Below are 7,514 nucleotides of genomic sequence, written 5' to 3'. Positions count from 1 at the left end.
AGGGGGAATGCTAAATGAAACTAGTCTCATGGAATGTTAATGGACTTAGAGCTTGTGTAAGAAAAGGTTTTTTGGATTACTTTAACGAAATAAATGCAGATATTTTTTGTGTACAAGAAATTAAATTACAACATGGACAAATAGATTTAAATTTACCTGGCTATGAAAAATATTGGAATTATGCAAGTAAAAAAGGCTATTCAGGAACAGCTGTTTTTACTAAACATACACCTATTACCGTTCAGTATGGGCTTGGTGAATATGATGAACATCCTGAAGGCAGAATCATTACTTTAGAGTTTGATAACTTCTTTTTAGTAAATGTGTACTCTCCAAATGCCCAACGCGACTTAGCCCGACTGTCACTTCGACTTGAATGGGAAGATGATTTATACCATCATATTCTGATGCTTGAACAACAAAAGCCAGTTATATTATGCGGGGATTTAAATGTTGCCCATAAACCAATTGATATAAGAAACGCAAAAGCAAATGAGGGTAATTCTGGTTTCACAATAGAAGAAAGAGAAAAATTTTCACGTTTACTTGAGGCAGGATTTGTTGATTCTTTACGGTATTTTCAACCTGATACGAAAGGGTTATATACATGGTGGTCGTATATGAAAACTGTAAGAGAAAGAAATATTGGCTGGAGGATTGATTATTTTATCGTTTCTGAACAATTGATTGAAAGTGTTACGAAAGCAGGGATTGACTCACATATTTATGGTAGTGACCACTGTCCGATTTCATTGGAAATTGACTTGTGAAACATCAAAAGAGACCGGGGGAAAAGTGTTTAAGTCATAGAGAAATGTGAACTATAATGGTTTTCAATTTTTTTACCTATTAATACTTGTTTATATAATCGTTTAAAGATAAACTGGGAAGCAAATGTATTGTCCAGGTGAAAACACATGACTATTAATAAGATTTGATTCATGAAGAAAAGAAGGAAAACATGTTAAAACCAATTGTAAATTAAGTGCGTTGTAAAAAATGTAGGGATATCATTGAGTCAAAACATGCTCACGACCTCCAATATTGTAAATACAAATCAATTTACATTGATGGTGGAACCGATTATCAGCGCTATGGTGGCGAATTGGACTTAATTGATTTTAGTTATTCCGTTTATAGTCAAAACAATTAACAAGGAGGCGTAAAAATGAAGACAAAAAATAAGCATGATTTTTTCTGTAACTGTTGCGGTCGTTATCATAAATATGATGAGGACGATGTCGATGATTTTGCGGGTAACTTTTTCCACACGTTTCGCAACATTTTTGGCTATGGCAGCCCGTATGATGGTGATATGATGACATTCACACTTTGTGAACTTTGTTTATTTGATATTGCAAAAGACTTTAGACATGCACCAGAGCTTATCTATCACCGCCCAATGCCGGAAGAAAAGCCATACCCATTTGACTATGAAAAATTTGAATCGATACGCATGGAAGAAGACCCCCCACTATAAAGATGTTTTCATAGAGGGTTACAAACGTATAGAGAATTTGCCAAAAAAATAAAGTAAGGCATTTCAAGATTAAGCGTCAAATAGCCCAGCCCTTAATGACATGCGCTATTTGACGCTAATCGGTGGGAGTTTCAAAGGAACGTTTATCCTTCTAAATCTTTATTTTTATTATACGGTTTTTTTTCATTAAGTTTTTTACTTTTCATAGATTCATTTATTTCACCTTTGAAATTTAACCTTTTTAAAACTTGCTCACAATAATCTTGCCCTGCTTTAAATGTTTCTAATAACCTCTCTTTACTTTCGGTATCATATTCCTTTAACCCTAAAATGTAGAAATGTCTATATTTATCAAGAATAATAGAGGGCTTTATGTTGTGTTTTAAACATTCTTTAAAAGTGATTAATCGTCCTACACGTCCATTCCCATCTGCAAAAGGATGTATCTGTTCGAATTTAGCATGAAAATCTACAATATCTTCTATTTGTATATTTTCTCGATTGGAGTAATCTGCCAACAATAGTTCTAACTGATACTCTACATCTTCAGGAGGTGTTGCAGGAATTTGATCAAGATTACCAAAAACATTAGTTTCTATCTTAAATTCGCCTATTGGTGTAAGAGGATTTCTCATATCAGATGTATTGTTTTTCATTGTAAAGTGCAACTCTTTCATCATTTCTTTATCTAAATCTTCATTTACATTATCTAAAATGTAATCAAATGCTTTAAAATGATTTAACGTTTCATTAATATCATCCATAGAAACACTTTCACTGTTTTCAGAGTATATTCTATTTTCATCAAAAAGGTGTTGTGTTTGATCTTGACTCAACTGACTACCTTCTATTTTATTTGAATTGAACGCCATATTGACTTGATATAACCAATAAATACCACGAATTTTCCCTAAACGTTCATAATGCATACGTTGTATTAAATCCATTGGTTAACACTTCCTCTTTTCATTTGGCGCATTTCATATCTTATTCCTCTATCTTCCATGTACCTAATTATTGTATGTTACTTTCAATTTTTTCTGACTTAACAAACAGTTTACTAAAAATTTGTCTACAACTATAATCCTAAACTTTTCCTTGTCACATTTGATGAAAATCGCGCAGTGAATTCGATAATGAATGTCTAATCGCTACGGAAACACACTCCGCATTAGTCGGCTGTCATTATGCATGTTCGAAAACCACTATGCAACTAGAGCAACTTTAGCCTCGACTTGAGCAACTCCTACCCTAACTTGAGCAACTCCACCCTTGACTTGAGCAACTTTCACACCAACTAGAGCAACTCCACCATTGACTTGAGCAACTTTCTAAAACTGTCTACTATATAGGTACAATATCAGCAACCGCCACTTTGCATTATGGAAAACGACTCCTTAAAAATTTCTCTATTCCCTTTATCGGTCTAGTAGCTGCTGACAAAGTAAATTTCAACTATCGATTAGTAACGAAATGATGTCGCAGTTCATATCTTTTATGCAAAACAGCCTTACACTATCAAAGTTATCGAGTTAATGATTTGAGATATCAGTCCGAGTAGCATCACTTTATTGGTGCGAAAGTTGAATTAGTTATTTCGCTATTCTTTTTTGATCTTCCATGGTTACTCCAACTCGATCCCAGTTCAACATATTCTCTAATATTAATGCCAAAATGATCCCTACTAATAATCCATTACTCATAAACGGTCGAATAAAACCTGGTATTGATTCAAAATAACTCGCTGGGAGTGTCATAATAATCGCCCCAACAAATAATGGGATTGCGGATCGATAAACATTCAATGTATTAAATAATACTCCTTTAAAAAATTCAATGGAAGAATTAAATAATTGTAAATATGCAACAAATAATACTGCACTTCCAATACTTAGTGGCAATGTCGAGAAAAATGCTCCGATTGGTTGAATAATTCCCATGATTAAAAATAGAAAGCTACCAATGATAAAAGGCAATCGGTCCAAAATATTTGTCTGTCTTAAAAACCCAATAGAAGACACAAATGGAGCGTACGGAACAAGTCCGAAAAAACCCGCTGCAACTGTTGCTACTCCTGTAATAGAAAAGGATGACAGGTAATCTTTTTTGGTTGTCGTTGCTTGAAACATTTCATCTGTTCCTTTTAAAGAACCAAATGTGTTTGATATATTTAGTAATCCCGCTAAAACAGCTGTGACGACAACACCAAAATCCCATGTTATCGCTCCGAATGGAAACAGTTTAAAACCTGACCCGTCCCCATTTGTCGCTGATTCTGCCCCGAAAATAATCGTATAAAGAATCCATCCTAAAATAATTCCGATAAGTAATGCATAACTTCTAATTCGTGCCGGGGACTTTATACTTATTACAATCACTAACACTGCTATAAAAATGGCTAATCCAGAAACAGGTAAATTAATTGTGGCTGTATCGGCACTTGCTCCAAAGGGAATACCGAGCATACCTTTTAAAAATATTTGAATTAATGTTAACCCAAGTAAAAACATAAAAACGCCCATTACTCCAGGATTAAATAACTTGGCCACAACTGGTCCAATTCCTGTTATCCCAATCAAAATCGTTATCAATCCTGAAATAATTACACCTAGTGCTAAGCTGCCTCCCAATACTTCAATCGGCATCCCTTGGGCGGATGTAGTTGCTACTAATGTTAAAAAAATCCCCCACCATAAGCCTGATTGACCTTCTAATATTGGTCTACGGTGCCCTAGAAATGCCTGACCTAAACACGCTAATCCTGTAACAATAAACGATAATTGTAAGAGTGGGACAATTTCCGCTTGACTTATCCCAAATGCTTCTCCTACTGTGATTGGAATAATAACGATATTTGCAAAAATAAAAAAGAACCATTGTATGCCTGCGATCCAGTTTTTTGTGTCTTTTAATTCCCGCAATTGTGATCAACTCTTTCTGTAAACATTCTTTTTATTTGATCTATCTTATCATATCCCATGTCCTATTTTAAATAATAATATAGAACCTTTTAAATAGTTAAAATACACTTTTCAATAATTAATCTTAATTTAAGGAATATTTTTATCTAAACAGTTAAAAATAACATTAAGAAAAATTAAGGAGGAATTTTTTTGTTCAATCAAAACCAACAGCAAAATCAAAACCAACAACCATCGACACAAATGCCTCCGGGGCAACAGTTTGGTGGGCATGAATTAATGGAAGTACACGAAGCTATAGGGGCAGTGGTAGGGGGCTTAGAACACTTTGTATTATACGAGCAACACGTACAAGATCAGGAACTATCCGATATCATGCAACGTCAAAAAACGTTTATGACGCAAATGTATAATACTATTTTAGATACATTAAAATCAGGGAAAGATCCTGCGGTAAAAACGCAAACCTATCTGATGCAAGAAAATAATACAACAACATATGGTATGAAGCCTTCTAGTCCAAAAACTCCAATTCAGTCGGTAAATGAATTAAATGATGAATGTATTTCGAGTTTTATATTAGGACATTTAAAATCAATTGCTTCTGCTTTTACATTAACTGCTTTAGAAGCATCCAATCCTGTATTAAGAAGAATTTTTGCGGATAGCATTCCAAATGTCATTGAAATGGCGTATGAGATCTACTTATATCAAAACAAGAACCAGTATTACCAAGTGCCTCAACTATCGCAACAAGATATGCAAGCGATAATAAATGGACATGCTCCTATACAGGGTAATATGCCCCACTAATCAAATAATTTTTGGTTCGTTGTAATTTTTTTCATCATGAAGCATATAATAACCTTTGTATGAGATCACCTATTCATTTAATAGGTGATTTTTTATATTGATTTTTTCAAAATGATTGAATTAAATGTTATATTTCTGTGAAACCCATTGATTTTTTACACAAATTTTAGTATTATATATATTTGTCCAACCACTCCATATAATTGGAAAATTAGAGGTGAATATAAATATGAGGAATTTCATTTCTTCAAAAATGGGATTTTTTACGATTGCGGCTATATTCATATGGCTAAAATCCTATGTAATCTATTTGACCGAATTCAACTTGGACATACAAAATGTGTTACAACATTTCTTGTTATTAATCAACCCTATAAGTTCAACACTAGTCTTTCTTGGAATTGCACTTTTTGGCAGAGGTAGACGTGTCGGAGGATATATTATAATTATTCACTCCTTAATGAGTTTATTATTATATGCTAATGCTGTCTTTTATCGATTTAATAGTGACTTTATTACTTTACCTGTACTCACTCAAACGAGTAATTTTGGTAGTTTAGGAAGTAGTATTCTTAATTTAGTAACTTGGACAGACATTTTTTATGTATTAGATATCCTGATCTTAATCGTTTTATTTAACTGGAGTAAACAAGTTTGGTCTGCCGATCGGATGAAAATAAGACGCCCGCTCATCATTATGGCATTGGGTGTACTAGTTTTTTCTATTAATCTAGGATTAGCCGAAACAGATCGTCCACAACTTTTAAAAAGAACGTTTGACCGAAATTATATCGTTAAATATCTAGGAGCTTATAACTTTGCAATCTATGATGCTCTGCAAAATTTGAAGTCATCTACTGAAAGAGTACTAGCTGATAGTAACGATATTGTAGAAGTCCAAAATTATACTGATAATAAATATGCTGAACCAAATGAAGAACTTTTTGGTATTGCAAAAGGAAAAAATATTATTAAAATTCATTTAGAGTCTTTTCAATCCTTTCTAATTGACTATGAATTACACGGAGAAGAAGTAACTCCTTTTATTAATTCTTTAGTACATGATGAAACAGAAGACTTTACGTATTTTGAAAATTTTTTCCACCAAACTGAACAAGGGAAAACCGCAGATGCTGAGTTAATTATGGATACTTCACTATACGGTTTACCTCAAGGGGCTGCATTTGTTACGAAAGGGAAAAATACGTACCAGGCATTACCTGCTATCTTGAGCCAGGAACAGGGTTATACAAGTGCTGTATTTCATGGGGATAGTAAATCATTTTGGAACCGTGATGAGATCTATAAACAACTAGGAATCGATCACTTCTTTGATGAAGCATATTACGACATGAGTGAAGAGCAAGTAATTGGGTATGGATTAAAGGATAAACCATTCTTTAAAGAATCAATGCCTATACTGGAAGCAATGGAGCAACCTTTTTACGCACATATGATGACTTTAACTCATCATCATCCATATTTAATTGATGAAGAGGATGCAACAATTGATCCTGCAGAAACAAACGACAGTTCAGTTGATCGATACTTCCAAACAGCACGTTATCTAGACGAATCATTGGAGCAATTCTTTAATGATTTAAAAGAAGCTGGGCTTTATGACGATTCCATCATTATGATCTATGGTGATCACTATGGGATTTCTGAAAACCATACTCGGGCCTTAAGTGAATTATTTGGGGAAGAAATCACTCCATTTAAGTACGCAGAACTGCAACGTGTGCCATTTATGATTAAAATACCTGGAGTAGATGGTGAAGGTACTGTAAGCAAATATTCTGGTCAAATAGATGCAGTGCCGACATTACTACATTTACTAGGTATAAAAGCACAAGACTATATTCAATTTGGTACTGACTTATTCTCAGAGGATCATAACGGTTTGGTCGCATTTCGAAATGGTGACTTTTTCACAGAAGAATATGCGATGGTAAAAGGTGTATTTTACGACACTAAAACTGGTGAAGAACTTGAACCAAATGATGAATTAGAGAACTTAAAACTCAAAGTTGAACATGAACTAGGTCTGTCAGATAAAGTACTACAAGGTGATTTATTACGTTTCTATTCACCTACAGAAAATTGGGAACCTATTGATCCTAAACAATACTTTTATGACGATAATCAAATAACGATTAGCCAGTTTTTAAAAGACAAATGGTTAGGGACTGAAGAGGAAGAAGTAGCAGATTACATGGATGGATTCCTGGATGAAGATATTCAACATTTAAATAAAAGAAACGTTAACTAAAAAGCAATGAGGAGACATTTTCCTCATT

The 7,514-nt window shown here is 33.8% G+C and carries 7 protein-coding genes; 5 read left to right on the top strand and 2 right to left on the bottom strand.

Annotation, left to right across the window (positions count from 1 at the left end; translation table 11 throughout):
• Positions 1–14: 14 nt before the first annotated feature.
• From ACPYKA_RS00570 to ACPYKA_RS00560, 3 genes are all read left to right on the top strand, one after another.
• Positions 15–770 (top strand): exodeoxyribonuclease III, encoded by a 756-nt coding sequence (locus ACPYKA_RS00570; protein WP_479540472.1) that lies wholly within the window; start codon positions 15–17, stop codon positions 768–770.
• Between the two features lie 215 nt (positions 771–985).
• Positions 986–1,153: a DUF7695 domain-containing protein gene (locus ACPYKA_RS00565; RefSeq protein WP_479540471.1), complete on the top strand. Its 168-nt coding sequence runs from the start codon at positions 986–988 to the stop codon at positions 1,151–1,153.
• Between the two features lie 15 nt (positions 1,154–1,168).
• Complete coding sequence (locus ACPYKA_RS00560; RefSeq protein ID WP_479540470.1) at positions 1,169–1,480, top strand: hypothetical protein; 312 nt, start codon at positions 1,169–1,171, stop codon at positions 1,478–1,480.
• Positions 1,481–1,623: 143 nt separating this feature from the next.
• On the opposite strand, the gene ACPYKA_RS00555 is transcribed toward ACPYKA_RS00560, so the two are convergent.
• Both ACPYKA_RS00555 and ACPYKA_RS00550 read right to left on the bottom strand, forming a co-directional pair.
• Positions 1,624–2,427, bottom strand: coding sequence for a Fic family protein (locus ACPYKA_RS00555; protein ID WP_479540469.1), 804 nt, complete (start codon positions 2,425–2,427; stop codon positions 1,624–1,626).
• Positions 2,428–3,072: 645 nt separating this feature from the next.
• Complete coding sequence (locus tag ACPYKA_RS00550; RefSeq protein ID WP_479540468.1) at positions 3,073–4,401, bottom strand: uracil/xanthine transporter; 1,329 nt, start codon at positions 4,399–4,401, stop codon at positions 3,073–3,075.
• Between the two features lie 192 nt (positions 4,402–4,593).
• Here ACPYKA_RS00550 and ACPYKA_RS00545 point away from each other — a divergent pair, with 192 nt between their 5' ends.
• Both ACPYKA_RS00545 and ltaS read left to right on the top strand, forming a co-directional pair.
• A complete protein-coding gene (locus ACPYKA_RS00545; protein ID WP_479540467.1) occupies positions 4,594–5,214 on the top strand; it encodes a spore coat protein in 621 nt (206 codons plus the stop codon).
• Between the two features lie 229 nt (positions 5,215–5,443).
• Positions 5,444–7,486: a lipoteichoic acid synthase gene (ltaS, locus tag ACPYKA_RS00540; RefSeq protein WP_479540466.1), complete on the top strand. Its 2,043-nt coding sequence runs from the start codon at positions 5,444–5,446 to the stop codon at positions 7,484–7,486.
• Positions 7,487–7,514: the final 28 nt, after the last annotated feature.

The sequence above is a fragment of the Pseudogracilibacillus amylolyticus (SeqCode) genome (assembly GCF_051918545.1).
Lineage (GTDB): Bacteria > Bacillota > Bacilli > Bacillales > Amphibacillaceae > Pseudogracilibacillus.
Note: the sequence above shows the minus strand (reverse complement) of the source record. Positions and strands in the feature narration are given on the sequence as shown.